A 26,961-nucleotide genomic window follows, 5' to 3' on the forward strand; every position below is an offset into this window, starting at 1 on the left:
GAAGCACCAGTAAAATTTCACATAGCGAAACAAAATGCCAAGTTGTTGTAAGTGCAGAAATGCTCCTTTAAGATGAGTTCAAAGATGAGGTGAACTTGATGAGCAATTATGAGGTGGCCGCATTAAAAAAAGGGCTGCAGATTTTGGACCTGCTGCAAGAAGAGGAATTTCTGACCTTAACAGAAATCAGTACGGCTTTGTCTTTCAATAAAACTACGGCTTTTCGCTTGCTCAGCACTTTGGAAAACATGAATTACGTCATCAAAAAAGATAAATACTTCAAATTGAACGAGGGAAAATTTTATCAAGGCCACAGCACACGCCCTTTTGACTGGACTTCATTGAAAACGCCTTATCAATTAGGAGTAGAGGAGTCAGAAGGGGTTTATATCGGCGTATTGGAAAACAACGATGTGGTGATGAAGCAAATGCTCAAACCGCCTTTCAAGGAACCGTTTCAGCCTGAGATTGGCGACCGGTCTCCCGCCCATATTAGCGCACTTGGCAAAGTCATCTTGGCGAACTTACAGCCTGCAGAACTAGAGGGAATTTCTTCCTGCCTTTCGCTTAGCCAGGCTACAGACCAGACCTTCATCGATCGGGAGTTGTTTGAGCAGCATTTGGACATCATCCAAAAACAGGGATTTGCCATTGATGATGAAGAACGTTTTGTCGGAGTCCGCTGCATCGCAGCACCGGTATTCTATAAAGACCGCGTCATTGCCGCAGTTGCGATTGCCGGACCCGTCGACAAGATGAAAAAGACTTTGCTGAGAGGCTTGACCAATAAAGTTAAAGCCGTCAGCAAAGAAATCACAAAAGAGCTGGACCTTCGCTATTAAGAATGGCAAGGCTTAAACTTTTAATAGCTCCGTATTCAACAGCCACAAAGTTTTGTAAACATCAAGAGGAGAGATTAACCGATGAAGGAAAGTTATAAACCATTATTTGAACCTTTAACATTGCGAAATGGCGTGCAGTTGAAAAATCGCATCGTCATGCCGCCGATGACTACTTTTTCAGCAAATCCAGATGACACGGCTTCAGATGCAGAACTGGCTTATTATGCCGCCCGTTCAAACGGTCCAGGCATGGTCGTTACTGCCTGCGCATATATCCAGGAAAACGGCAAAGGCTTTGAAGGGCAATTTTCGGCACACCAGGATGCGATGATTCCAAGTCTGCGCAGCGTAGCTTCTTCTATAAAAGAGCAAGGCGCAAAAGCGGTGCTGCAGCTTTATCATGGCGGCCGCTTAGCGGTGCCCCATCTGATTTCAAATGGAGAAACGGTCAGCGCAAGCAGCGTGGCACCGATGTTGGACCGGGGTTTCTATAGCATCGAACAGACACCCCGGAGCTTAACCGATACCGAAGTGCTGGAATTGATCCGGGATTTCGGCGAAGCGACGAGACGGGCGATTGAAGCCGGCTTTGATGGAGTGGAATTGCACGGCGCAAGCGGCTACATCATCCAGCAATTCTTTTCTCCTCATTCCAATATACGGAATGATTGCTGGGGAGGTTCTCTTGAGAATCGCCTGGCTTTCCCATTAGCTGTTATTGAGGAAGCGAAAAAAATCATTGCGGAACATGCCAAAGAACCGTTTATCCTTGGCTACCGCTTGTCACCGGAAGAACCTGAGACACCGGGCATTACAATGGCCGAGACATTTGCGCTCCTCGATGCTTTAAAAGAAGCGGATCTGGATTACCTTCATATGGCCTTGAATGATTTTTGGTCGAAGCCGCGGCGCGGTGTGGAAAGCGGCCGATCACGGATTGAACTGATTCAGGAACATATCGGAGGCCGTGTGCCTATTATTGGTGTAGGTTCCATACATACACCGGACCAGGCTGTCGAAGCACTTGAGCAAACAGGTATTCCTTTGATTGCCCTTGGAAGAGAACTGATCATGGAACCGAATTGGGTGGAAAAAGTCGAACAAGGACAGGAAACCAAAATTCAAACGGCAATCCATTCCGATGACCAGGATGAGCTTCAGGTGCCGGATCCATTATGGGAGTTAATGATGTCTGTTCCGGGCTGGTTCCCAATAAAAGTCACAAAATAATTAAGAATTTAATCTAAATTAAAGCGGCAAAGGGAATCTCCTTTGCCGCTTTTTATGGTTGCGGCCGTTTTGATTCAAGGAGTGTCCAGTTGGAATTTCCTGCATCAAAAGTCCAAATTTCGATTATGCGTATATTTAGTAATATTGCTTTTGACTATCTGGATTTCGCCCGCTGACAAAACCTTTTCAAGATTGTAGCTGGTTACAGCGCCTAAAGAAGCAGCCATCTTTTAAGAATTTCGATTAAGAGCTATTTAAAAATAACGTCCCAATATATGCTTAAAAACCTGATAGGACCATAAACCTGTTTTTGATTAAGCAGAAAATTCTCCATTGACTTTACAATGGACCGTAAATATACTAATAGTGTACTAAGTACTCTATTTATAGAATGCCTTATGAAAGCGCTTTAAATGAATTATATTCATATATCTATTTCTGTATTTTTGCTTCTCTATTTATTTTCACTGGCTAAATTGATTTGTGGAAGTTATTCAAATTAGGCAGAGAAAGCGAAGGAGAGAAAGTGTTAGGCGTCATAATGGCTCCGCAAATTTTAAACAGCTTTCTGCTGAATTAGGCAGAATACCCCTTCTTCAAACAGCATATGCGGCTGTTTGGAAGGGGTTCTGTTTTTAATAACATCTTTCAACTAAAGCATCAATTTAAGAATGGTATTGAAGAAAAGTGCTTGTAAGAGCATTGCATAATCAGTGGTACGAACTTCATGATTTTGCCATTTCATGCATTAAGGCTGAAATAGCGAATCAGGAGAAATAAGGCAAGTTTATCAAAGAAAAGAACAAGCACGTAAAGAAAGTGGAGTTCTTTTAGAAGAACTAAAAGACGAGGGGGAACTAGTATGGCTGCAATAAATACAAACGAAGTAATCGCCAACAGTAAATTCAATCGCTTCCATTGGAGTTTGCTGTTATGGAGTTTTTTGATCATCGCATTTGATGGATATGATTTGGTGGTTTACGGTACGGTAGTGCCGGTACTGATTGAGAACTGGAACCTGACATCAGTTGAAGCTGGTGCCATGGGCAGTTATGGATTATTCGGTATGATGTTCGGTGCCGTTTTCTTTGGAACATTGGCAGATCGGATCGGACGCAAAAAAGTAGTGGTAATGACAGTTATCCTATTCAGTTTGTTTACTGTGCTATGCGGTTTCGCAAATTCACCAACTGAGTTCTCAACTTACCGCTTCTTGGCCGGACTAGGACTGGGCGGCATCATGCCGAACATCATTGCGTTGCTGACGGATTATTCACCTAAATCGATGAGAAGCATGATGGTTTCAATCGTTTTATGCGGTTATTCCGTCGGCGGAATTCTGGCGCCTTTGCTGGGCATTTACTTGATGCCGCAATTCGGTTGGGAATCGATTTTCTGGATCGCAGGCTTGCCGCTTCTGGCCCTGCCATGGATGTACAAACAATTGCCGGAGACTGCCAGCCATTTGATCCGTACCGGCAATAAAAAAGAACTTTTCCGGATTTTGAGAAAAGTAAGCCCGGAAACGGAATTTAATGAAAACGATGAAGTACTGGAACTCGAAAAATCAGATTCGAAAGTTCCGCTTGCCGGCTTGTTCAAAGAAAAGCGCGGCTTGAGTACAGTCATGTTCTGGATTGCGTTCTTCTCTTGCTTATTGATGGTATACGGACTGAACACATGGTTGCCTAAATTGATGATGGATGCAGGATATGCATTGAATTCAAGTCTTGGCTTCCTCATTGCCCTTCAAGGCGGGGCGATTGTCGGTACTTTGATCATTGCCCGTCTTTGTGACAAGTACGGCGCTAAGAAATTGCTGGTGCCGATGTACGCATCAGGCGCAGTCGTCCTGACTTTACTTGGGTTCGGCGGCAACATTGTCGTGATTTATGTCTTGGTGGCAATTGCCGGAGCAGCAACCATCGGGGCGCAAAATATTGTCCAGGCTTATGTCTCGCAATATTACCCGGCTTACATCCGTTCGACTGCACTAGGAACGGCATCAAGCATCGGCCGCATCGGGGGCATGCTTGGACCGGTTCTTGGCGGCTTCCTGTTATCGATCAGTTTGCCAATCCAGATGAACTTTATCGCCTTCGCGATACCAGGATTGATAGCGGCAATTGCCTTGGGATTAGTGCCCGATAAAGAATCGCATGCAAGACAAAAAGAAGTGAAAATACAAACTTCTCAAACGAGTGAGACAACCATTTAATAAGAGAAGAACCGCATCCGTAATGGTGCGGTTCTTTTTATGGTTTGGATAGTATGGATGTTGTCAGGCAACTCCCAAGAATGAATAGAAAAGAGCTTCCACAGGATACGGAAATTCCCATTGGAAGCTCTTTTTCATTGATCATTTAAAGCGCCAGTGAATTACCTGAAACAGGAAAATGATTTTAAAAGGTTTGTGATGATGCAGGCGGATACTTAATCCGCCTGCATTCCACCGTCTACATTATAAATAGAACCTGTAACAAATGAAGATTTTTCAGAGGCTAGGAACAGCACAATCTGGGCAACTTCCAAAGGCATGCCGAAACGGCCAACAGGAATTCCTTGGCGGATCGCGGAAGCTGCTAATTCTGGATCACCCGGTGAAATATTGCTTTGGATAGCCGTCAGCATTTGTGTATCTATGGCTGCAGGGGCTACCGCATTGACGCGGATTCCATGGGCTGCTGTTTCCAGAGCTGCCGTTTTGGTCAAACCGACCACCGCATGTTTGGAAGCGATGTAGCCAGACATGCCGGCTGCGCCGATATAAGCGGCATTCGAAGCGGTATTGATAATGCTGCCGTATCCTTGTATTTCCATTTGCCGAATCACATGTTTCAAGCCTAAAAATACACCTGTGACATTGATGGCCATAATGGTCTCGAATTGTTCCTTATCAAGTTCTTTAATCGGTTTGTGTGGTCCGTTGATGCCCGCATTGTTAAAGAAGACATCGATACGTCCATAAGCATCCACCGTTTGCTTCACATAATTCGCTACATCGGCCTCTTCTGTAACATTCGCTTGAATAACCAACACACGCTCTTCTTCAACGTCTAATAAATCTTTTGTTTTATTTAAAGCTTCCTGATTGATATCCACCAATACGATGGTATCTCCTTGATCCAAAAAAGCTTTCGCTGTTTCCATGCCGATGCCGCCTGCTCCACCAGTAATCACTACTACTTTTTCTGTCATGGTAAAACCTCCTCGAATTTGTCTTACAACTGATTCGTCTTTACGCCGTAGCTGAAATATCTCGATATGCATATTTTCTTTCACTTACAAAATAAAAGAAGATCCATACATTCTTTCTAAAGAATATTCTTCTAATGGTTAAGGTTACATCACTTACTGGAATTGGCCTATTCCCTTTAAAGTAAGGAGTGCCTACCTCAAAAGGATGTAGTATCTTAAATTTTATTCATCGAATTGAGGGATTTGGAAGTGGAAATAGAAGAAACATCACCTTCATGGAAGAAACTCGACTTTAACGTTCTTCAGACAAGTCAGTAGACGAAAGAGATATGTAGAAATTAGTTTTTTCATACAATTTTTCTAATCACAAAATTCACAGCTTCACAACATAATTTTCAAGAATAGATGATATGATGATTAAATGAAAAAAGATTAGACCCTCCGTTTCAAAAGGTCCCAATCTTGGTGCAATGAATCAATAATAGATTTCTTCAGTTATACAGAACAGGTGATTAAATGGTGTTAGCAAAAACAAGTACATACAGCACATCCTTACGAATGACAAAGACCGCTACGGAAAAAATGAGAGGGTTCGGCATCAACGAACGCTCATTTTTTATGGAGAAACAGGCTTTTAATGTGTTTATCGAAAGGTATCCTTCAAATCCGGATGCCTCTCTTTCGGTTGCGCTGATTTTCGACAAGGCTGAGAGGAGCCGTTTGACCGAGAAGGAACTGGAAGGATTGATCGTCTTTCACTGTGTCGTCAAGAACCATCAATTGCTGGTGACGAATGTGACGCTTCGAAAAGCGTATGGAGCGCTCGGAACGAACTGGCAACGTGAAGAATCCATCCGTTTTGACAATTCCCGGGACCCAGCGCCAGTCGTACTCCTCAATTTGTTCAATCGCATGACACCGGCAAAGGAAAGTTCGGATTATGTGAAAAAGCGGATTTCCAGCTGGGAAGGCTATTTGAAGATTCAGGAACGCGGCATGGATATACCGGATATCAAGACTTCTTATTCGAAACTGGCTTTTAGCCACGATTTCAGCCGCATCACGTTGACCGGCTGCCAAATGAAAGACAATGAGTGGAAAACTTTGAAGAATTTAAGTGTTCGGCTTGCCGGGATTGATGGCGATGTCGGAACGGTGATCAAAGCAGCGAACCGGACAGTCGAAATAGAACTTCAAAATTACGCCGTCAAACAGCTTCGCGAGAAAGAACATTCATTAAATAAAAGAGAAGTGGTGTTCAGCAATTTTGCGGCCCTCAGCCAAATCAGAAGGCTGCGCCAAGGTTTTACGAATTTAGAAAAGGGTTTGGCAGTGAATCCGAATCTTGACCGCTTGTTGTTTGAAGAAAAGCCGCCGGTGCAGCCGCTCCAAAGAATAGAACGGCTGGCATTCCATAATCGGCTTAATGAATTCCAGCAGCAGGCTGTATCAGGCGCGGTGGCAGCGGAAGATTTGTATGTCATCCAAGGTCCGCCTGGCACAGGGAAAACCACGGTAATTGCGGAAATCTGCCTTCAAAATGCCAAAAAGGGATTGAAGACGCTTGTCGCTTCGCAGTCGAATTTAGCGGTTGATAATGCACTCGGCCGTTTGCTGGCGCATAAAGATATCCGGATTTTGCGTGTCGGCCGGACCGAAAGCATCGAAGAAGAAGGCAAAAAATTTATCGAAGAAAACGTCGGCCAGTATTGGAAAGACAATACACTGAAAGAAATATCGGCACAATACGAGACGCGCCAAAAACGGGAAACCCAGCTGGAAAAAGAACTCGCGGCAACGGAACAAGCTTATGAAGAGTTGCAGCCGGTTTACGAAAACTTAGCGGCAGCCGTCAAGGAAAAGAAAACAGCGCAGGAAAAACATCATGCAATTGAAACGGCATTGGAAGAAGAACAAGACAAACTAAAAGCATTCGAGCTTGTGAAACAAAAGGCCATGGATGAACAGCGCGAAATGACACAAAAGCTGCAGGCGTTTGAAAAGTTGATTCACCAAGATCAATTTATGATTGAAAGCAAGAGCATCCAGTGGTTCCAGGAAGAGCAAAAGCGGATATCGGATAATATCCAGCAACTCGAGCGTGCAGTGCTGTCTGGAAAGCTTGAAGAAGAACTGGCCAGTAAAAAGCGGGACATTGCTGCAATTGCGGATAAACGCAAACAAGTAACGGCGGTTATTGAACAGAAGAACGCTTTAGCAGAGGCAACCGGACGCGTGAAAAAAGTGGATGGCTTGATGCAGGTGATGGCTGAGCAAAAAATTGAAGAAACACCGGCCATCACTTATTCATTCAATAAATTAGAGATGATCCGTGAAAAGATGAATGAATTTGAAAAACTGCGGAAATACAACGAACTGATTGCCGCAGCGATTTCCTATGTGGAACAATTATTAATGCCTTTTAACCCTTCTATTGATGAAATGAAGCAGCACGCCTTAGCAAAACCGGAAGCCTACCGTTCTTCTGAAATCGATTCCTTTTTGGAAAAGCTGCGGGGAGTACTGAAGAGTCCGCAGCGAAACGAGCCGGCAGTTTTGGCAAAAGCGCTCACAGGATTGTACAAGCGCCAACAGAATCTATGGAGAAGAGGCGCGAAGCTGAAGTCTGCGGAAGCGTATATCGAAGAAACCAAGCGGACTTTTCAGGAATTGAAAAAGGCGGTGTGCGGAGAGCTGTTAAAGCAACAACAGCATTATCTCGAGTTGGACCGGAAATGGCAGACAGAACTGGAACGGAAGCAGCAGGACTTGGCTCCGCTTGAACAGCAATACAAAGAACTGGCTGTTGAGGCCGATATCCCTGAAGATATCGAAGCAGCCGTCCGTGAATATAAAGCTGAACTCGTTGAACTCCAAAAAGAAAAAGCCTTGTATGAACAGGCAGAAAAGCGGCTGGAAAAACTTCAAGGCGACTGTGCACAAGAAGCAACTGCTTTAGAGAACCAGGAAGCAAGAATGGCTGAAATAAACGCTGAACTGGAACAAGTGCAAGAAAGCATATCCCTCAAAGAAAAAGAAGTGGATGCTTTAAAAAATATCCTTTCTTCCAACCCCGAGGCCGAATACGAAGAAACGGCGAAGAAAATCGCCAGTCTTTCATTTGATCAGGAATCCCTCAAACAGGAAAAGAAGAATCTGCCATTGATGCAGTCCATCCAGAAAAAATGGCTGGATTTATTGGAAGGCGCGAATGACCATGATTTAGATGAAATCCGCAAATTGTATATCAAGCATGCCAATGTCATTGGGACGACTTGTGTGGCTTCTGCACGCAAAGATTTCGTCGACAACTATCCGGTATTTGATGTCGTGATCATCGATGAAGTGTCGAAAGCGACACCGCCGGAACTGTTGCTGCCAATGCTGAAAGGCAAAAAAATCATTCTGGTCGGTGACCACCATCAATTGCCGCCGCTTCTTGGAAATGACACTTTGGAAGAAACGCTTGAGGAAATGATCAAAGAAAACAGCGGCTTTGAAGAAAAGCGGGAGCTCGAGAAGCTGCTGGAAGAGTCGTTGTTTGAGCGTTTGTATAAAAACTTGCCGGAAGCCAATAAGACGATGCTCGCGATTCAGTACCGGATGCATGCGGATATCATGGAAACAATCTCGCCGTTTTATAAAGGGGAGCACAAGCAATTGCAATGCGGCCTTATGGATTCCGACCGGGAACGCGATCATTTACTCGAGTCAAATTCAGTGAAACGCAGCAATCATTTGATGTGGATTGATCTGCCGAATGAACCGGCATATTTTGAAGAACGGATGAGCGGCGGTAAAAGTTTATACAATCCAGCAGAACTTGGGGAAATCAGCGCGCTGTTAGTGGAAATGAATGATGCAGTGGCGGAAGCGAAGCGGGCGGGAAGAATGGCTGCAGATGAACTGAAAAGCGTCGGAGTCATCTCTTTCTACGGCGAACAAGTCAAACGGCTGCAGCGGATGATCGACCAAGAGCTGCGCTTGCCGCATTTGACGATCCGGACCGGAACCGTCGACCGGTTCCAAGGAAGCGAAATGGAAATCATTCTGCTCAGCATGGTGCGCAATAACCAAAACAACCACGGCGATATCGGATTCGCAAAAGATTACCGCCGCTTGAACGTCGCGTTGTCGCGAGCCAAGCAATTATTGGTATTAGTCGGCAGTTCGGAAATGTTTACGAAACGTGCGAAAAAAGATGAAACGAAGAAAATGTACCAGCATGTATTGGAAACCGTTAAACAGAAGGATGGCTTGAAGCTATTGCAGGGAAGTAAGGGGTGAGCGAATGGATCAACTGATAAAAGAACTGCGGTCGAGTCTATTGGCAACTCCTGATATCTCCATTATAAAAGATCAGGTTTGGAAGTTGCCGATTGTATCCTATGATGTGAGCTTTAATCGGGTCAAGCGGTTGAAAATGGACATCTTGATGAAAATGCTGCTCTTTGCTTTTCAGGAATCGGATATCCGAAGAGCCGCTGCTTTAGCGGATATGCTGCTGGTGGAAGAGCTGTTTATCCGCGATTTGATCGACAAGATGCAGCGCGGGCAATTGATTCAGCTTGAAAAAAAGGGGTTTAAATTGACGGCTAAAGGATACAACTACCTGGAAAAAGGCATTTTTGATGAAGACATGGAAGGGGATCAAACCTTGATCTCCTGTAGTGCCATCCATGACGACTACCTGTTAACGGCAGAAACTGCTCATCCGGAAGCTGAAGAGAAACTTCCGCTTTACCGCTATGACGCAGCAAAAGGAAGCTTGAAAAAGGACCGCATGCAGCAGCTTCTTGCCAAGGAAATGGTGTATCCGGAGGAAGAAAGTTTTCAAATCATCGTGACAGACATTACAGCTTGCATTGAGCACAAAACGCACTGGATTCCGTGTATTGAATTTCAACTATACGATCAAAAGCAGGACGTCTTTTATGCCCGTGTCTGGAATACGCTGAAGGAGAGCTGGGACGAGACGTTGGCGAAGCAGATTGAAGAGCGCGAAGTGGTGAAATGGCGCAAAGCGATGGAGCAGCGGGAATCAGCTTTGGGTTGAATATCTATAAATGACAAAAAGAGCTTCCGGGGGTGCAAGTTACTCCCGGAAGCTCTTTTTTATGATTAGAAAGGTGCGTTATCCGATAGATAGTGGATGAATTCACGGACCGCAGGTGAAGGTTTTTTCTTCTTTTTGGATATGAGGCCCAGTTTCCAAGGAAATGTTGGATTGACGATGGGAATTGCTTTGATTAATTCAGGATCGAATTTTTTCTCGATAGGTTTCGGGCAAATTGAAATTCCTAAGTTTTCGGCAATCATTTCACTAATGAAGCCCCATTCGGAAATTTCATAAGCGATTTTTGGCTGAAAACCGGCTCGCTGGCATTCTTGGACAATCAGGCTATGAAAGAGCGCTTGTTTAAACAGGATGAAGGTTTCATGTTCCAGCTCTTTAATTTCCACTTTTTCCTTCTGCGCGAAGGGATGGGAATGATGAACAAAAAGCGCCAGTTGTTCATCGACCAAAGGAACTGAATTGAACTCCTTGTCATCCACTGGCAAAATTACTACCCCTAAATCCAATCTTCCGTCTCTAACATCCTGTTGAACTTTTTTCGAGTCATCTTCCGTAATTTTTAGTTTGATATCGGGATATAGATTATTAAACCCTTTGATGATTTTCGGGAAAAACAAAAACCCGATTACTGGCGGGATGCCAATTTTTATTTTTCCTTTTTTTAAGTTCATTAAATCGTATAGGTTAACAGATAAATCATTCAGCGATTCCATAATCACTTCGCCTTCCGCCAAGACGATTTCCCCTGCCTCTGTTAAGTCAATTTTCTTTGTCGAACGGTCAATCAGTTCAACATTCAATTCATCTTCCAAGTCTTTGACTACTTTACTGATTGTAGACTGTGACAGATGAAGGGACTTCGACGCTTCCGTGAAACTTTTATATTTAGCTACTTCTATAAAGTAAGTAAGATGGCGTATGTCCATATCTTTAAACTCCTAACCATGATTAATATAGATGATTATCATTCTAAACATTCATTTTACTCATAATCAGTTGGATTGTATACTATATGGGTCGTTAACAATTTTAACTTAGAAGAGAAGAAATGGATGGTGAATGAATAAGATTTTTTAGAGAATTTCTGTTTTATTTTCACAAGGCATAAAAACTGGATAAGGCATTGACATAAAGCTGTTGCCATACTTGTGAGTTATATATCTTGAATTCGAGATTTTTTGATCGTGGAAAAAGAGAATGAGCATTGTATGCGCATACTGAGCAAGTTTTCTTGGAAGAGTAAAACTACTAAAAAGTAATGAGGTAAAAATAAAATGGATATATTGGGTTTACTGGGAATTGCGTTAGGAATCCTGACAATCATTCTCTTTATTGTGAAAAAGTTCAGTATCATCGTGGCAGCTCCCATCGCTACGATTGTCGTCCTGCTGTTCAGTGGAGTCCCGATACTGGAGACGGTATTTGGCAAAGAAAACTCCTATATGACGGCACTTGCCGGATTTATTGCGGCCAACTTTGCCATCTTCTTATTGGGTTCGATCTTGGCGAAATATATGGACAAGAGTGGGGCGACGGTTTCGATCGCCGATAAAGTCTTGTCGGTGGTCGGAACGAAGAACCCGTACAATGCTTTAGTGGCATTGTTCATCATTTCCGCCATCCTCACATACGGTGGCATTAACGTCTTCGTCATCATCTTTGCTTTGATTCCGATGGCGAAGCCGATTTTCCAACAGTTGAACATTTCCTGGAAATTGGTGATCATTCCGATTTTCGGGGGGACATCGACATTCACCATGACGATGCTGCCGGGGGCACCGTCCCTGCATAATATTGTGCCATCAACGGGCTTGGGTACTTCTCTGACAGCAGCACCGTTGATTGGGATTGTGACCTCGATTGTTGCGATTGTTTTCATCCTGCTATTCATGAAATGGTCGCTCAATAAGAGTTTGAAGAAGAACGAAACCTTCGAAGTGAAAGACGGCGTATTGAAAGATGAAGCGGTCGTCGACCGTGAACTGCCTTCATTCCTTGTCAGCTTGCTGCCGATTGTCACTTTGCTGGCCATCATCCTGATTTTCAGTTCAGTGAACAATATCATCATTGTGGCTTTGATTGTAGCGATTTTACTGAGTGCGGTTTTATTCCGTAAACAAATCACTCAACAAAGAGAAGCATTAAACGAAGGGGCTGCCGACTCATTGGCATCCACCATTACGACAGGCAGTACCATTGCATTTGGTAGCATTACCACCAGTGTTCCAGCGTTCAAAGGCGTCTTCCGAATGATCCAATCGATTCCGGGACCTCCGATCCTGTCACTGATGATCGGTACAGGTCTGATCAGCGGGATCACCGCTTCCGCAGTTGGAGCCATCGGAATCGCAGTCCAGAACTTTGCCCCGATTTATCTGGAAATGGGCATGAATCCTGAAACGATCCACCGTACGATTGCCATCTCGGCGGGGGCATTGGCTATCGTCCCTTACTCTGGCTTCTTAATCATCTTCAACAGCTTGACGGGATTGCCGATGAAAGACACCTTCAAAAATGCCTTTATCAGTATTAACGTAACCCACTGGATCGCGCTGGTTGTCATCATCATCATGACGTTGGTAGGTTTAGCTTAATCACGAAACAAGAAGAACATTAAAAGAACGATGAAATCAGAACGAATCCGCACCACCAAAAATTCAACACACTATTAGGAGGAATTCGACATGAGTAAAAAAATTGGATTTGTAGGATTAGGAACAATGGGCTTCCCAATGGCAGTCAACTTATTGAAAGCTGGATTTGAAGTTATCGGATACGACGCCTTCCCGGCGGTTTATCCAAAAGCGGAAGCAGCAGGAATCACGATGGTTAAGACTTTGAAAGAAGTAGCGGAACAATCCGACGAAGCGATCATCTCGATGGTTCGTGACTATGCGCAAAACGTCGACATCATTTTTAGCGAAGGCGGCTTGTTATCGGCTCAACCGAAAAACAAAACCATCATTGTCATGAGTACATTGGATCCGGAGACGATGAATCAATTAAGCAAAAAGGTTGAAGCAGAAAGTGATTTGAACTTGATCGACGCAGCAGTGAGCGGCGGGGCATCTGGTGCTCAAGCAGGTACGTTGTCGATTATGACTTCCGGTTCAGAAGAAATCGTGAAATCGTTACAGCCTTACTTTGATGCAGTTGGCTCGAACACATTCTACTATGGCACAGAAGTCGGCAATAGCCAGGCAGCGAAATTGATTAACAATTTAATCCTCGGCATCAACATGAATGCCGTAGCAGAAGGCCTTAAATTAGGTGCGCATTACAACTTGCCTGAAGAAGAAGTCCTGAACTTATTGAAAGTCAGCACAGGCGACAGCTGGGTAGTACGCAACTGGAGCGATGTTTCTGAGTGGACATCTGAAACTGCGTTGGCTGTTCTATTGAAAGACTTAATCGCGTCTTACAACCAAGGCATCAAACACAATGTTTCTATGCCATTCAACGCCTTGTCATCGACTCAATTGTTCAACTCGATGGAAAAAGAGAAGCCAGAAGCAAAGTAATTGAACAAATAGGTTGGTTAGACAATTTTTAATAGGAAAGGGTTCTGTATTACACAGAATCCTTTCCTTTTTCATCCGTTTAAACTTTCAACGCACCGCGAAAACCCCGGGCAGCGTAATAGGAGTCTGCGCCGTTGTGATACAAAAAGACTTGCCCGTAGCGGAGATCGCAGAAAAGAGCGCCGCCGCGTTCCCGGATCTGCTCGGGGGTTTGTACCCAACTGGAAGTCTTCAAATCGAAATTCCCCAATTTTTGCAGCGCCCGGTACTGTTCTTCCGACAATAGCTCAATGCCCATGTCTGCTGCCATGCCGATTGCGCTGTTTTCAGGTTTGTTTTTCTTTCTCGCCTCCAGCGCTTCCGGGTCATAACAAACGCTTCTGCGGCCTTTCGGGCTTTCCTCTGAACAATCATAGAAAATATATTCATCTTCCGCTTTATTGTAATCGACAACATCAGGTTCCCCGCCCGTCCGTTCCATCTCATAGAGCGACCACAGCTTGGCAGGATTCGCCTCCAGCTTGGCTTGAATCTTATCCCATTCCATCCATTCATGGCGAGTGATGTTGTTCTCGAAACGGTCTTTCAATGTGCTGAGCAGTTCTTCGCGTTGTTCTGGTGTCAATTCGTTTTTGCTGCTGTTTGTCTTTGTCATGTGTTTTCCTCCTTGGGTTTGTTTATATAGGTAATAACTCAAGTATATCTAAAAATGTTGCTTCTATGGAAAAAAAGGAATGTCCGCTGCCGCAGTAGAATATTATAAGCTGATGGCTGCAGAAGAAATGACTGTGATTCGATTTTTTAATAAACCTTTTTGAAAAAAGAAAGGGGAATGGATATGAAAATCTTGATTCTTGGAGGCACTCGTTTTTTGGGCCGTTTTCTGGCTGAAACAGCGCTTCAGAAAGGGCATGAAGTGACGTTGTTTAATCGCGGGAAAGCGAATCCGGAGTTGTTTCCGGAGACAGAGAAGCTGATTGGAGACCGGGACGGGGATTTAAAGGCGCTGGAAGGGCGTTCGTGGGATGCAGTGATTGATACATGCGGTTATGTTCCGTGGACTGTCCGGGAATCAGCCGAGCTGCTCAATGATGCAGCCGGGCATTATACTTTCATCTCAACTGCCTCAGTTTATGCAGAATTGGAAGAACCGGGAATTGATGAAAATCATGCGGTCGGGCAGCTGGCACCGGAAAAAGTAGAAGAGCTGAAGAAAATGGAAGCCAGTAAAGCAATCAGCGAACGTTACGGGGAATTGAAGGTTTTATGCGAGCAGGAAGTGGAGCGGGCATTTCCTGCTCGCAGTTTGATCATCCGGCCGGGGCTTATTGTTGGGCCACATGATTTCACGGACCGCTTCAATTACTGGGTAACTCGCATTGCAAAAGGCGGGGAAGTGCTGGCGCCGGGACGAAGACACAAAGAAGTGCAATTCATCGATGTCCGGGACTTGGCCGAGTGGATCGTCAAACTGGTGGAAGCGCAGACTACCGGAACCTTTAATGCGACAGGGCCTGAAAAAAAGTTGACGATGAAGAAGTTTTTGGAAGTCTGCAAGGCGGTTGCCGAAAGCGATGCGGAATTGTGCTGGGTTGATGAAAACTTTTTATTGGGTCATGGAGTCGAAGGCTGGACGGACATGCCGCTATGGATACCGGACCGGGAAAAGATGGCCGGTTTCCTCACGGTCGACATTCGAAAAGCGCTGAAAGCCGGGCTGACGTTCCGGCCGGTCAGCGAAACGGTTCGCGACACGCTCGCCTGGGAAGCTGCGCGAACCGTAACAAAGCGCCAAGCAGGCTTGGATCCAGAGAAAGAAAAAGCGGTGCTGGAAGATTGGAAACAACGGGCTCTTTAAAGTAGGAAAGGTTTATTGGCTTCCGGCTGTAAGTACATCTGGCTCAAGTATTTGATGCAGCTGCTGCTGCAGGATAATTTGTCTCCTGCTTCAGTAGCTGCTTGTTTTTGTTAGGAGAAGAATATGATATGGAACAATTTCATTTAAATAGTTTGGAAGAACTTCCCTATTTGTGGTAAACTAGAAAGATAGGGAAATTTTAATCAAACATTAATCACTTTTTAATAAAACAACAGCTTCGTTATAAGACTAGTCAAAGTTGCTTATACGAATTAATAATATTATTTCATTAGACGCTGAGAATGGCTAACAATCGAGCCGGAACGGGTTATTTATCTCACAGCGAAATATGCGAAAGCCAGCGGGGAAAATAACCGCCCGCACTGGAAATGAAAAACCAAGCTTTGGGAACCTTAAGCAAGGCGAATCGTTCCTAAAATATAGAGGGTTTTATTTCTTTTGAAACAGTAGCTGTGAGAGCGGAAAACTTTAAACTGTCATTTTTATTAGTATTTTAGTAAAATGGAGTTTGTCATTCTTTGTAAGAAGTTCTCGCTTGAGGTTATCTGACTTCAAGCTTTTTTAGTTCAATGTCCGAACAGTTCCCGTGAAGTTTAATAATGAGAAGGTGCAATATGGAGAAAAACAAAACTGCGAATACTAAAACTTATAACAAGTATGTACCTCTTTTTCTATTAGCTGTTGTTATGCTATGGATGAAGACCTATGTATCCCAAAAAACACAATTTAAATTAGATGTCGACGGATTCCTCCAGGAGTTCCTGCTGTTCATCAACCCACTCGGATCCGCGCTGTTGCTTTTAAGCTTGTCGCTCTTTTTTAAAGGAACGCGAAAATACATATCACTCCTAGTAATCTATATCCTCATGTCTGTCTTTTTGTATGCGAACGTGGTGTACTACCGATTTTTCAGTGATTTCATCACGTTGCCGACAATGTTCCAAACACAGAATTTCGGCGATTTGGGCGGCAGCATCGCTACACTGATACAGCCAACCGATTTACTTTTCTTTGTGGATGTTGTTTTACTGGCATATTTAGTATTTTCGAAAAGAGTCAAGAAAGAGTCCCGCAACTTCAAAACCAAAACTGTCCTTCCGGTCATCACCATCGCATTGGCCGTTTCGTTCTTTAATCTTGGCTTGGCAGAAGCAGACCGGCCGGAATTATTGACCCGCGGTTTTGACAGAAGTTATATTGTGAAGTATTTAGGCATGTATAATTACGCTCTTTACGACTCCGTTGAAACGCTTAAATCCTCTTCTCAACGAGTATTGGCTGACAGCGACGAAGTCACAGAAGTATTGAACTACACAAAAGCCAATCATGCAGCTCCAAACGAAGCGTATTTCGGTGCAGCTGAAGGGATGAATGTTGTTTACCTGCATCTGGAATCGATGCAAACATTTTTGATGGACTATAAATTGAACGGGGAAGAAGTGACTCCGTTTTTAAATTCAATGATTAAAGATCAAAACACACTGTATTTCGATAATTTCTTCCATCAAACCGCTCAAGGTAAAACAGCGGATGCGGAATTCCTGCTGGAAAACTCGCTATTCGGTTTGTCCAAAGGATCGGCTTTTATTACGAAAAGCGACAATACGTACCAGTCAGCTCCTGCCATTTTAAAGGATAAAGGATATACATCAGCTGTATTCCACGGCAATAATGGAACATTCTGGAATCGCTCTGAAATCTATAAATCCTTTGGCTATGACCATTTCTTTGATATTGAGTCTTATACCGGCTTGACTGAAGCAGATATGGCAGAATACGGCGTCATGGATAAGCCGTTCTTTGAACAGTCGGCAGATATGCTGGCCACATTGCCGGAGCCTTTTTATTCGAAATTCATCACGGTGTCACACCATTTCCCTTATAAAATCGACCAAGAGTTGACGACAATCGGAAAAGGCACGACGGGTGATGCAAGTGTCGATAATTACTTCCAGACGGCGCGCTACGCGGATGAAGCGATTCAGCAGTTTTTTGCGGATCTGGAACAATCCGGTTTAGCGGACAACACAATGATTGTGATGTACGGCGACCATTACGGAATTTCCGACAATCACAATAAAGCGATGGAACAAGTGCTTTCGAAAGAAATCACTCCAGTTGAAAATACCAAGCTGCAGCGGGTTCCGCTGTTCATTCACGTGCCAGGCATGGAAGGCGGCATCAACCATACGTATGGCGGCCAAATTGACCTTCTGCCGACTGTGATGCATTTGCTTGGAGTTGAAACACAGAATTATATCCAGTTCGGTACAGATCTATTGTCCGATGAACATGAAGAACTGGTGACTTTCAGAAATGGTGATTATGCCAGCCCGGAGATCTATTCAATCGGCGACAATTTCTATGATCCGAAAACAGGTATGCCGATCGAAGAAAATCAACTGGAACAAGCGCAAAAACTCCAGCAGTATGGGAATTATGAATTGCAGCTGTCAGACCGGGTAGTCAACGGCGACTTGCTGAGATTCTATACACCTGATGGATTCAAGCCCATTAATCCAGCCGACTATAATTATTTGAACAAACCGGCTGTAGGACCGGTTGAAGAACCGGCTGTCGAACCGGTCGAACCCATTAAATAACTGAACGATAGAAGAGGTATCTGAGAAGCCGGCTTTTGCTGGCTTTGGAGATAGCCTCTTTTTTTCTGCCTTTTGCTCCTGTGCTCCAACACCTTCTTTTGCTTGTTAACAACAGTATCTCAAAGCATTGATAATCTATTGCAAAGAAGATGTAAAGAATTGTGAAATTTGAATCCGATTGCTTGTCCGCTAACTGCCAGTTCATCAAAGGTTTTGGTTGAAGTAAAACGCCGAAGATAATTAATATACAATTTGAAGAAAAAATAATATTAAGAAAACGTTGACTTTGATGTGTTAATGCGCTAAATTTATCAATAAGGTTTCGCAATTGAATAAGCAACTAATCTCTTATCAAGAGTAGCGGAGGGACTGGCCCTATGAAGCTCGGCAACCATCCATGTTAATCACATGGAAAGGTGCTACATCCAGCAGAACTGAAAAGTTCTGAAAGATAAGAGAGGATGAATTTACGATAAATTTGTGCCTCTCTTTCTTTATGGAAAGAGAGGCTTTTTCGTATTTCGAGCTTAAAAAACTATTGGGGGATATTAAAATGAGAAAACTAGGCGTCTTTACAGCTTTAACTTTTGCAGCAGGTTTATTGGCAGGATGCAGCGGCAATGCCGAGTCCACTGAATTGAGCGAAGAAAAATTAGTGGTGGGTGTTACTTCTGGCCCCCATGAGCAAATCATGGAAGTGGTATCGGAAGTCGCTAAAGAAGACGGACTGGAAATTGAGCTGAAAGTCTTTACCGATTATGTGTTGCCGAACACGGCGCTTTCTGAAGGCGATTTGGACGTCAATAGCTACCAGCATAAACCATTCCTGGAAGCGTTCAATGAAGATCATGGAACGACTCTGGTGCCTGGCGCTACAACGATTCTAAACCCAATGGGCGTTTATTCAAACGAATATGACTCCATTGAAAAATTGCCGAAAGGCTCAACATTCGGTTTGCCGAACGATCCAACGAACGGCGCTCGTGCCTTGTTCATCCTGGAAGAAGCGGGAATCATCACGCTGAAAGAAGGAACGGAAGAAACGGCATCGGTTTTCGATGTAGAAGAAAACCCGCAGGAACTTGAGTTTATCGAGTTGGAAGCAGCGCAGATTCCGAAGCAGTTAAGCGAACTGGACGCAGCAGCCATCAACACAAACTGGGCGATTGAAGCAGGATTAAATACACTTGAAGATTCGATTTTATTGGAATCAAGCGATTCTCCATACGTCAACCATATTGTGGTAAGAGAAGAAAACAAAGACGACGCTGTACTTGAAAAGCTGAACGCGGCTTATCAGTCTGATAAAGTCAAAGCCTTTATCGAAGAAGAATTCGATGGGTCTGTATTGCCAATCTGGTAAAATTCGGAGAGCCGCGTGGCATTTATGCCACGGGCCTTTCCTATTTAGAAGGAAGTGTAACGAGCATGATTCAACTAGAGAATGTTTCAAAAGAATTTAAATCGAAAAAAGGAGTTATCCGGGCAGTGAGCGATGTATCGCTGCATGTGAAAAAAGGGGAAATCCATGGCGTCATCGGCTATAGCGGAGCCGGGAAAAGCACGTTGATCCGCTGCGTCAATTTACTGGAAGCTCCAACCGCTGGAAAAGTGCGGCTGAATGACCGGGAGTTTACGGAGCTGTCGAAAAGCGAGCTGTTGGAAGAACGCAAAAATATCGGCATGATTTTCCAAGGGTTCAATTTGCTTCGCACCGCTACAGTCGAAGAGAATATCTCCATTCCTTTAAAGCTGATCGGAGTGGAAGCTGCGGAAATTCCAAAGCGAGTGGAAAAGTATCTGGAGATTGTGGGCTTAACGGAAAAGAAAAACGCTTACCCGGCCCAATTATCAGGCGGACAAAAACAGCGTGTCGCCATTGCCCGTGCCCTTGCACAAGAGCCGGATGTCTTGCTCAGCGATGAAGCGACGAGCGCACTTGATCCTGAAACCACCGAATCGATTCTGGATTTGCTGCTGAAGATTAATGCGGAATTCGGCATCACTATCTTGCTGATCACCCATGAAATGCATGTTATTCAGAAAATATGCGACCATGTCTATGTGATGGACGGTGGTGAAATTGTGGAAGACGGTCCGGTAATCGATTTGTTTTCAAAACCACAGCATAAAACGACACGGAGTTTCCTGAATACGATTTCGCAGCGGAAATTGTCGAAGGAGTTTGTCGCCAACCTGAAGAAAAGCGGTTCAGTGCTGCGTCTGACGTTCCGCGGAGAAGCTACAGGAGATCCGGTTCTTGCTGCTATGGCAAAAGAATTTGATGTAAAGCCGAATATTTTAACGGCGAACATCATGGAATTGAAAAATGGGGTCATTGGAAACCTGGATGTGCATATTGCAGGAGCAAAAGAAGAAGTTGGCCGCTCGTTGGAGTTTTTAAAATCCAAGGGTGTAGTGATTGAGGAATGGGATGATCAATATGGAAAGATTTAATACATTCATTGAACAATGGCTGCCGGTGATTGGGACCGCAGTTCTTGAAACAGCTCAAATGGTGTTGATTTCACTGGCGATTTCCGCTGTACTGGGAATACCTTTAGGGATTTTGCTTGTATTGACGCGGCGCGGGCAAGCTTGGGAAAACAAATGGGTATATCAAATCCTGAATCTGCTTGTCAACATAATCCGTTCAATTCCGTTCATTATTCTGTTGTTTTTCATCTTGCCATTTACGAAGCTGCTTGTCGGTACAACGATTGGCGTCCAAGGCGTTATCGTGCCTTTAGTCATTTATACCGCGCCGTATATAGCCCGGTTAATGGAGTCTTCTTTATTGGAAGTGGACAGCGGTGTCCGTGAAGCTTATGAAGCGATGGGCATCAAAACAAGACATATTATCTGGAATGTTTTATTGCGCGAAGCGCGCCCGTCGATTGTCCTTGGGTTGACGATTGCTACAGTCGGGCTAATCGGCGCTACAGCGATGGCCGGGCTTGTCGGAGCAGGCGGCTTGGGTGACTTGGCTTACCGTTATGGCCATCTGCGCTATGAAGTCGATGTCATGTATGCTACCGTTTTTATCTTAATCATTCTGGTTCAAGGCGTTCAAAGTCTTGGAAACTATTTCTCGGCACGCTTAAAAAAAGATTAAACAGAGGAGATTATTTCAATGCAAAACGACTTGTATCTGGAGAAAGACGGAGCGATCGCGACACTGGTGATCAACCGCGCGGACCAGCGCAATGCATTTTCACTCGACATGTTCAAGCAATTGCCGTCATTGCTGACTGAAGCGGCTGAAGATTCTTCTATTAAAGTGCTGATTCTTAGAGGCGTCGATAACCGGGCTTTTTCAGCAGGGGCGGATATCAAGGAATTCATGGACAATCGTTTGTCTCAGCAAAAAGCGAAAAACTATAACGACCATGCCCTGGCAGCGATTGAGCAGCTTTACCGTTTTCCGAAGCCGACCATCGCATTAATCCGGAAACTGGCAATCGGCGGTGGATTGGAATTGGCGATGTCCTGTGATTTCCGCATTGCGTCAACTGACAGCAAATTCGGCATTACAGCGGCACGCCTTGGCATCATCTATAATCTGCGGAGCACAAAACGCTTGTTGAACGTGATCGGCCCGGTTAAAACAAAAGAGCTCCTGTATACCGGGAAACTGATCAAAGCGGAAGAAGCGGAAGAACTTGGTATCGTGCAGCAGCTGCACGAAGGAGATGCGGCCAATGAGGCGGCATGGAGTTTTGCCCAGGAACTGGCTGCTGTGTCTTCAACAGCGATGCATGGCAATAAAAAAGTGATTCAAGCCATCATTGACGGAGCACAATCAGAAGATGAACAAATGGCTTCGCTGATTTTGGATTCTTTCGAGTCCGATGATTATAAAGAAGGCATTCAAGCTTTCCTGGAGAAAAGACAACCGAATTTCACTTGATAAAGGAGCGATTCTGATGAGCAGCAGATTAGAAGGGGATGCGTTTTTAAAAAACATCGCCTCTCAAAATGATTCTCCGCTGACGCATGAAGACTGGGAACAAAGCGCAGAGCAGAAAATGAAAGCACATGAGTTCGGGCATATCCGTTCAGGTGCTGGAGCAGAAGAAACGCTGCGCCGGAACCGTTCCGCTTTCTCGAAATGGGCCATCTTGCCCCGCATGCTGAATGATGTTTCTTCAATTGATACTTCAATCACTTTATTTGGACATAAGTACGCCCATCCTTTTTTGCTGGCACCGATCGGCATGCAGAGACTTGCCCATGAAGACGGAGATCTCGCTTCTGTCCGCGCAGCCGCAAAATGGAATGTGCCTTTTATCGCCAGCACCGTCTCCAGCTATTCACTGGAAGACATCGCAGAAGCGGCAGGAACTAACCCAAGATGGTTCCAGCTGTATTGGTCGAATAACGAAGCCGTTTCATACAGTATGCTGAAACGCGCTGAACAAGCTGGATATGAAGCCATTGTGGTGACCGTGGATACGGTCATGCTCGGCTGGCGGGAAGAAGATCTGCGAAACAACTTTTCCCCGCTGCGTGAAGGCATAGGGAAAGCAAATTACCTCAATGACCGTGTTTTTATGGAATCATTGACTGATACGAGTGATGCAGGCATTATCCAAGGCATTTTGGAGAATATCCATCATCCATCATTCGATTGGAAAAAAATCGAAGACATCAAACAAGCGACCACGTTGCCCGTCTTGCTGAAAGGCATCCTCCATCCGGATGATGCCATACTGGCTATAGAAGCAGGGATTGATGGCATCATCGTCTCTAATCACGGAGGCCGCCAATTGGACGGTGTAGCGGCATCACTTGATGCATTGCCGCTGATTGCCGAAGCGGTTAACGGAAGAATCCCGCTCTTGTTGGACAGCGGCATCCGAAGAGGCACAGATCTTGTAAAGGCTTTGGCGCTTGGTGCAGATGCCGTGCTGCTCGGCCGGCCTTATATTTATGGGCTGGCTGTTGCTGGGCAGGCTGGCGTCGAACAAGTACTGGAAAACTTTATAGAAGAAACGAAAGTGTCGCTGGCATTAGCTGGCATTCCGGATATATCAAAATTCGCTTCTATTAAATTGATCAGAGAGTAAGGAGAGGTTAACGGTGAAACAAGCTTTGCAGGGTCTGCGCGTGGTGGATTTGACGCAAGTATTGGCGGGGCCTTATTGCACAATGGTTCTCGGCGATATGGGTGCTGACGTCATTAAAGTTGAAAAAGCGGCTGGCGGGGACGACACCCGTAAAATGGGCCCTTATATAAACGAAGAAAGCTATATGTATATGATGGTCAACCGCAACAAACGCGGCATGTGCCTGGATCTGAAAGCGCCGGAAGGACTGGCTGTTTTCAAGGAATTGATCCGGACGGCTGATGTGGTGATTGAAAATTACCGGCCAGGTGTGGCGGATAAGCTGGGAATCGGATACGAGGCATTGAAAGCCGTTAATCCTGCGCTTATTTATTGCTCGATTTCCGGATATGGACAGACCGGTCCCTACAGCCAAAAAGGCGGCTATGACATTATGGCCCAAGGACTCGGTGGCTTTATCGACATGACCGGCGAAAAGCAAGGCAAGCCGGTAAAAGTGGGAATCGCCATCAACGATATCGCAGCTGCCCAAACGGCAATCCAGTCAATCATGGCAGCTTATATCCATCAGCTGAAAACCGGGGAAGGGCAATACATCGATGTATCGCTGGTCGATTCCGGATTGGCTTGGACAGTATGGGAAGCGGCGGCTTATTTTGGAAAAGGCGAAGTTGCTTCCCGCAATGGCACGGCTCACCGGGTTTCTGCCCCTTACCAAGGATACGAAACCAAAGATGGTTCGATTCTGGTAGGTGCCGGCAATCAAAAATTGTGGGAGAAATTCTGTCTGGAAGTCGTTGAAAAACCTGAATGGCTGGAAGACCCAAGATATGAAACAAACAGCAAACGGAATGATCATTCGGAAGAGCTGGAACAAGAAATCGAAACCGTGTTTGCTGAACATTCAGCTGAACACTGGCTTCAATTATTGGACAAAAGCGGCATTCCGTGCGGCCCGATCTATTCTTATAATCAAACATTGGCGGACCCGCATATCAATTTCCGCCAAATGATCCAGCAGTTTGAACATCCTGTTGCAGGCACTGTGAAAACTCTGGGATTCCCGGCGAAATTCTCTGAAACGCCAGGCCAAATCAATAAACCGGCGCCGACTCTTGGCCAGCACAATGAAGAAATTTTGCAGGAACTTGGATTTTCAGAAGCAGACATCGAAGAATTGAAAGGGAATAAAGTTTTCCTGTAATTTCTGTTATATAGAAAGTGAAGAGCCTCTCCGGCATCTGTCGGAGAGGCTCTTTAAAATTATAGAAACCCACTTTCATGCCACACCCCATCCGCTGTTATATGGAGGATTAACTTTTTATTTTAGTTAAGTTGAATTATAGGATTATCCTCTTGTATCTCCTTTTGCCTCGCTTTGGAATCCCCGGAGACTTAACCATCCCCTCTGAAATCCGAAAAGAAGTCAACTCTTTTTTTACTATATTTCAATAATAAAGAACATCTTTATATTCTCCATAATTCCTCAACAATCTTTATCAAGAGTTATCGAAGGCTCCATACTGGCTCAATGTTTGTTTAATATGATTATCACTGTAACCAAATCAAAACAAACAAAAACAAACGGAGGTTCTAAAAATGGTCTTTAAACAGATTTTAAAACGAAGCATGCTGGGAATTATGGCTGTCAGTTTGCTGGCGGCATGTTCTGATAATAGTAAAGATGTGAGTGCTCAAGTAGATGGCAATTCTTTGTCGAAGGATGAAGTAGTGGAAAAAGCGAAAGCGGAAGGTGAAGTGAATTCAGTAGGCATGCCCGACACATGGGCTAACTGGGAAGAGACTTGGAATGAAATAGAAACCGAGTTTAACATAGACCACACTGATACAGATATGTCGAGTGCGGAAGAGTTGGCAAAATTCGAAGCGGAAAAAGACAATGCCTCTGCGGATATCGGTGATGTTGGAATTGCTTTCGGACCAATTGCGGAAGAAAAAGGATTGACTCAAGCTTATAAAACAAGTTATTGGGATGATATTCCGGAATGGGCGAAAGATGATGAAGGCCATTGGGTAGTCGGATATACAGGCACTATGGCTTTTCTGACGGATACCAGCAATGTTAAAAATCCGCCGAAATCATGGGAAGACATTAAAAATGGCGATTATGTTGTAAGCATTGGCGATGCCTTAACGGCGAACCAGGCGCAATTTGCCATTTTAGGAGCGGCGATGGCTTTTGGCGGCGATGAAAATAACCTGCAGCCGGGCATCGACTTTTTCGCTGAACTGGCTGAGCAGGGACGTCTGCAGGGAGATCCGACGGTAGCAAACCTTGAAAAAGGGGAAATTGATGTGGCCATCATGTGGGATTTCAATGCATTGGGTTACAGCAACCAAATTGACGAATCCCGATTCGATGTTGTCATTCCTGAAGAAGGGTCGGTTACTTCCGGGTATGCCACTGTAATCAATAAATATGCTCAACATCCACATGCGGCGATGTTAGCAAGAGAGTATATCCTGTCTGATGAAGGGCAAGAAAACTTGGCGAAAGGCTATGCCCGTCCAATCCGTGAAAATATAGAACTTTCACCGGAAGTGAAAGCGATGCTGCTGCCGGATGAAATGTATGAAAAAGCAAAACCGGTCGAAGACCAGGCTGCTTGGGAAGAAGCAACAAAAAAAATCCCGCAAATGTGGCAGGAGCAGGTATTGATCCATGGCAACTAATCGAGTCGTTCTAATCGTCGTAGATGCCCTCCGGTTTGATACAGCTTGCAGCCATATGGGCTATATGCAGCATTTAGTGGAAAGCGGCGTGGCTGCGCGTTATCAAGTGCGTTCAGAAGTTCCCGCCCTGTCCCGCCCATTATACGAGACCATTCTGACAGGTACACCACCTATTGTCCATGGCATCAACAGCAACCGGACGGTGCGGCTATCGACTCAGCAAAGCTTGTTCCATTTGGCAAAAAGCAGCGGAAAAAAGACCGCCGCCGCCGCTTATCATTGGGTGAGTGAGTTGTATAATTCAGCGCCGTTCAATGTCATGGAAGATCGGATTCAACTGGATACAGGACTGCCGATTGAAAACGGCTTATTTTATTTCGAAGACCATTACCCGGATAGCCACCTCTTTGCGGAAGCTTCGTGGTTACTGAAGCAAAAAAAACCCGATTTTCTCTATATCCATCCAATGAATGTGGATGATGATGGCCACAAGTTTACAGCGGATTCAAAAGAATACCGGAATCGCGTGCTTTCAGTCGACGCCTTGCTTTCAGTCTTTCTTCCATTATGCATGGAACGGGGATACGACGTTATCGTCACTGCTGACCACGGAATGACGGCAGACGGCAACCACGGCGGAAACACAGCTGAAGATCGTCACGTCCCGCTGTTTGTGCTATCTGACAAAGTGGCAGCCGCGGTATCGGATGAGCTTGTCTCCCAGTTGGAGATTGCCCCGCTGGTCTGCCGGTTGCTGGAAATTGAACCGTCAGAAGCCATGGTTTCTTTAACGCTCGAAGGGTGCCGTTGATTTCGGAAATCAGGGTTTGCTTGGAAAACTAAGATAA

Annotated in this window: 20 protein-coding genes and 1 riboswitch; of the genes, 17 read left to right on the plus strand and 3 right to left on the minus strand. The window is 44.8% G+C overall.

Features of this window, described 5'->3' with window-relative positions; genetic code table 11:
• Nucleotides 1-98: 98 nt before the first annotated feature.
• The 3 genes from QWY16_RS03985 to QWY16_RS03995 all read left to right on the plus strand — a co-directional run bounded on the left by QWY16_RS03985 (nucleotide 99) and on the right by QWY16_RS03995 (nucleotide 4,290).
• A complete protein-coding gene (locus tag QWY16_RS03985; RefSeq protein WP_300991593.1) occupies nucleotides 99-842 on the plus strand; it encodes an IclR family transcriptional regulator in 744 nt (247 codons plus the stop codon).
• 81 nt (nucleotides 843-923) lie between these two features.
• Nucleotides 924-2,072, plus strand: coding sequence for an NADH-dependent flavin oxidoreductase (locus QWY16_RS03990; protein WP_300991595.1), 1,149 nt, complete (start codon nucleotides 924-926; stop codon nucleotides 2,070-2,072).
• 862 nt (nucleotides 2,073-2,934) lie between these two features.
• On the plus strand, nucleotides 2,935-4,290 hold the full coding sequence (locus QWY16_RS03995; protein ID WP_300991596.1) for an MFS transporter: 1,356 nt from the start codon (nucleotides 2,935-2,937) through the stop codon (nucleotides 4,288-4,290).
• A 215-nt stretch (nucleotides 4,291-4,505) separates the two neighbouring features.
• Here the strand turns inward: QWY16_RS03995 and QWY16_RS04000 are convergent, their stop codons facing one another.
• Nucleotides 4,506-5,270: an SDR family NAD(P)-dependent oxidoreductase gene (locus QWY16_RS04000; RefSeq protein ID WP_300991597.1), complete on the minus strand. Its 765-nt coding sequence runs from the start codon at nucleotides 5,268-5,270 to the stop codon at nucleotides 4,506-4,508.
• A 516-nt stretch (nucleotides 5,271-5,786) separates the two neighbouring features.
• On the opposite strand from QWY16_RS04000, the gene QWY16_RS04005 reads away from it, so the two are divergent.
• Both QWY16_RS04005 and QWY16_RS04010 read left to right on the plus strand, forming a co-directional pair.
• Nucleotides 5,787-9,557: a DEAD/DEAH box helicase gene (locus QWY16_RS04005; RefSeq protein WP_300991598.1), complete on the plus strand. Its 3,771-nt coding sequence runs from the start codon at nucleotides 5,787-5,789 to the stop codon at nucleotides 9,555-9,557.
• Nucleotides 9,558-9,561: 4 nt separating this feature from the next.
• Nucleotides 9,562-10,326 (plus strand): hypothetical protein, encoded by a 765-nt coding sequence (locus tag QWY16_RS04010; protein ID WP_300991599.1) that lies wholly within the window; start codon nucleotides 9,562-9,564, stop codon nucleotides 10,324-10,326.
• A gap of 65 nt (nucleotides 10,327-10,391) precedes the next feature.
• Here the strand turns inward: QWY16_RS04010 and QWY16_RS04015 are convergent, their stop codons facing one another.
• Nucleotides 10,392-11,273 (minus strand): LysR family transcriptional regulator, encoded by an 882-nt coding sequence (locus QWY16_RS04015; RefSeq protein ID WP_300991601.1) that lies wholly within the window; start codon nucleotides 11,271-11,273, stop codon nucleotides 10,392-10,394.
• Nucleotides 11,274-11,621: 348 nt separating this feature from the next.
• On the opposite strand from QWY16_RS04015, the gene QWY16_RS04020 reads away from it, so the two are divergent.
• On the plus strand, nucleotides 11,622-12,941 hold the full coding sequence (locus QWY16_RS04020) for a GntP family permease (protein WP_300991603.1): 1,320 nt from the start codon (nucleotides 11,622-11,624) through the stop codon (nucleotides 12,939-12,941).
• 90 nt (nucleotides 12,942-13,031) lie between these two features.
• Entirely contained in the window at nucleotides 13,032-13,868 is an 837-nt protein-coding gene (locus QWY16_RS04025; protein WP_300991604.1) for an NAD(P)-dependent oxidoreductase, read from the plus strand.
• Between the two features lie 79 nt (nucleotides 13,869-13,947).
• Here the strand turns inward: QWY16_RS04025 and QWY16_RS04030 are convergent, their stop codons facing one another.
• Nucleotides 13,948-14,523, minus strand: a complete 576-nt coding sequence (locus QWY16_RS04030; RefSeq protein WP_300991605.1) for a DUF4256 domain-containing protein — start codon at nucleotides 14,521-14,523, stop codon at nucleotides 13,948-13,950.
• A gap of 183 nt (nucleotides 14,524-14,706) precedes the next feature.
• Here QWY16_RS04030 and QWY16_RS04035 point away from each other — a divergent pair, with 183 nt between their 5' ends.
• The 10 genes from QWY16_RS04035 to QWY16_RS04080 all read left to right on the plus strand — a co-directional run bounded on the left by QWY16_RS04035 (nucleotide 14,707) and on the right by QWY16_RS04080 (nucleotide 26,924).
• Entirely contained in the window at nucleotides 14,707-15,726 is a 1,020-nt protein-coding gene (locus QWY16_RS04035) for an SDR family oxidoreductase (RefSeq protein WP_300991606.1), read from the plus strand.
• Between the two features lie 635 nt (nucleotides 15,727-16,361).
• Nucleotides 16,362-18,350: a lipoteichoic acid synthase gene (ltaS, locus tag QWY16_RS04040; RefSeq protein WP_300991607.1), complete on the plus strand. Its 1,989-nt coding sequence runs from the start codon at nucleotides 16,362-16,364 to the stop codon at nucleotides 18,348-18,350.
• Between the two features lie 345 nt (nucleotides 18,351-18,695).
• A riboswitch (SAM riboswitch) is annotated at nucleotides 18,696-18,808 on the plus strand.
• A 95-nt stretch (nucleotides 18,809-18,903) separates the two neighbouring features.
• Nucleotides 18,904-19,713, plus strand: coding sequence for a MetQ/NlpA family ABC transporter substrate-binding protein (locus tag QWY16_RS04045; protein ID WP_300991608.1), 810 nt, complete (start codon nucleotides 18,904-18,906; stop codon nucleotides 19,711-19,713).
• 65 nt (nucleotides 19,714-19,778) lie between these two features.
• Nucleotides 19,779-20,807, plus strand: a complete 1,029-nt coding sequence (locus QWY16_RS04050) for a methionine ABC transporter ATP-binding protein (protein ID WP_300991609.1) — start codon at nucleotides 19,779-19,781, stop codon at nucleotides 20,805-20,807.
• Nucleotides 20,794-21,465 carry a methionine ABC transporter permease gene (locus tag QWY16_RS04055; protein ID WP_300991610.1) on the plus strand — a complete coding sequence of 224 codons (672 nt, stop codon included), beginning with the start codon at nucleotides 20,794-20,796 and terminating at the stop codon, nucleotides 21,463-21,465. The genes QWY16_RS04050 and QWY16_RS04055 overlap by 14 nt, the downstream gene beginning before the upstream one ends.
• Nucleotides 21,466-21,483: 18 nt before the next feature.
• Nucleotides 21,484-22,260 (plus strand): enoyl-CoA hydratase/isomerase family protein, encoded by a 777-nt coding sequence (locus QWY16_RS04060; RefSeq protein WP_300991613.1) that lies wholly within the window; start codon nucleotides 21,484-21,486, stop codon nucleotides 22,258-22,260.
• A 16-nt stretch (nucleotides 22,261-22,276) separates the two neighbouring features.
• A complete protein-coding gene (locus QWY16_RS04065) occupies nucleotides 22,277-23,419 on the plus strand; it encodes an alpha-hydroxy acid oxidase (protein ID WP_300991615.1) in 1,143 nt (380 codons plus the stop codon).
• Nucleotides 23,420-23,432: 13 nt separating this feature from the next.
• Entirely contained in the window at nucleotides 23,433-24,623 is a 1,191-nt protein-coding gene (locus QWY16_RS04070; protein WP_300991616.1) for a CaiB/BaiF CoA transferase family protein, read from the plus strand.
• Nucleotides 24,624-25,018: 395 nt separating this feature from the next.
• Nucleotides 25,019-26,113 carry an ABC transporter substrate-binding protein gene (locus QWY16_RS04075; protein ID WP_300991618.1) on the plus strand — a complete coding sequence of 365 codons (1,095 nt, stop codon included), beginning with the start codon at nucleotides 25,019-25,021 and terminating at the stop codon, nucleotides 26,111-26,113.
• Entirely contained in the window at nucleotides 26,103-26,924 is an 822-nt protein-coding gene (locus QWY16_RS04080; RefSeq protein ID WP_300991619.1) for an alkaline phosphatase family protein, read from the plus strand. Before QWY16_RS04075 ends, QWY16_RS04080 begins: the two co-directional genes overlap by 11 nt.
• Nucleotides 26,925-26,961: the final 37 nt, after the last annotated feature.

The organism is Planococcus shenhongbingii (assembly GCF_030413635.1).
GTDB lineage: Bacteria > Bacillota > Bacilli > Bacillales_A > Planococcaceae > Planococcus > Planococcus shenhongbingii.